The organism is Bradyrhizobium sp. P2_E8 (assembly GCF_056403875.1).
The window spans coordinates 1-952 of record NZ_JBFUES010001643.1 but is presented as its reverse complement, the minus strand read 5'-3'; the positions used below and the strand labels follow the sequence as shown (position 1 = coordinate 952).

Below are 952 nucleotides of genomic sequence, written 5' to 3'. Positions count from 1 at the left end.
GCCGCATATCGGCATCAAGCTGCCGGCGGTGCTGGCGGCCGGCCTTGCGCTCGCCTGCAACGAGGCGCCGTTCATCGCCGAGATGCTGCGGGCCGGCGTGCTCGGCGTCGATCGCGGCCAGGTGACCGCGGGCCAGGCGCTCGGCATGACGCCGCGGATCCTGATGTGGCGGGTGATCGCGCCGCAGGCGATCCGCACCATGATCCCGGCTTTCGGCAACGAGGCCGTCAGCGCGCTGAAGAACTCCTCGCTGGCCTCCGTCGTCGCGGTCCAGGAGCTGACCTTGCGCTCGACCCAGCTTGCGTCCTCGACCTTCGACTTCTTCTCGATCTTCTTCGCCTCCGGCCTTTTATACCTCGTGCTGACCTTTGCCATCAGTGCCATCCAGCTCTTCGTCGAATGGCTGCTCGATCTCGATCGGGCCAAGGGGCGCCAGCGCAAGCTTGCCGATTACCTGCCGTGGCGCCGCGTCGATCTCGGCACCAAGCTTGAACTTGCCGCGATCGCCGTTGATGATCCGGAGCCCGCACCGGCAGAGCTGACCGCCACGCCGCCGCTGGCGCTGACCCGCGAGGAGCGCACCCGCCGCGCCGCGACCATCGCGCGCAACAACATCGCGGTCGAGGCCAAGGACCTCACCAAGCGCTATGGCGCCCAAAAGGTGCTCGATGGTCTGGACCTGACGGTCCGCGTCGGCGAGGTGGTGGCGCTGCTCGGGCCCAGCGGCTCCGGCAAGAGCACGCTGCTCCGCTGCGTCAATCATCTCGAAAACTGGGACGCCGGCACCGTGCGCGTCGGCGGCCGGCGCCTCGGCTTCGGCGAGAACGGCAAGCCGCTGTCACCCCGCGACCTCGCCAACGAACGGGCCAGCGTCGGCGTCGGCATGGTGTTCCAGCAGTTCAACTTGTTCGCGCACCTCTCGGCCAGGGAGAACATCGCCGGCCCCTTGCGC

At 68.6% G+C, this 952-nt stretch carries 1 protein-coding gene; it reads left to right on the top strand.

From position 1 onward, the window contains the following. Positions 1 to 952 (top strand): ATP-binding cassette domain-containing protein (locus tag AC1D00_RS42935; RefSeq protein ID WP_477014897.1); only part of this gene is annotated, 952 nt, incomplete at both ends.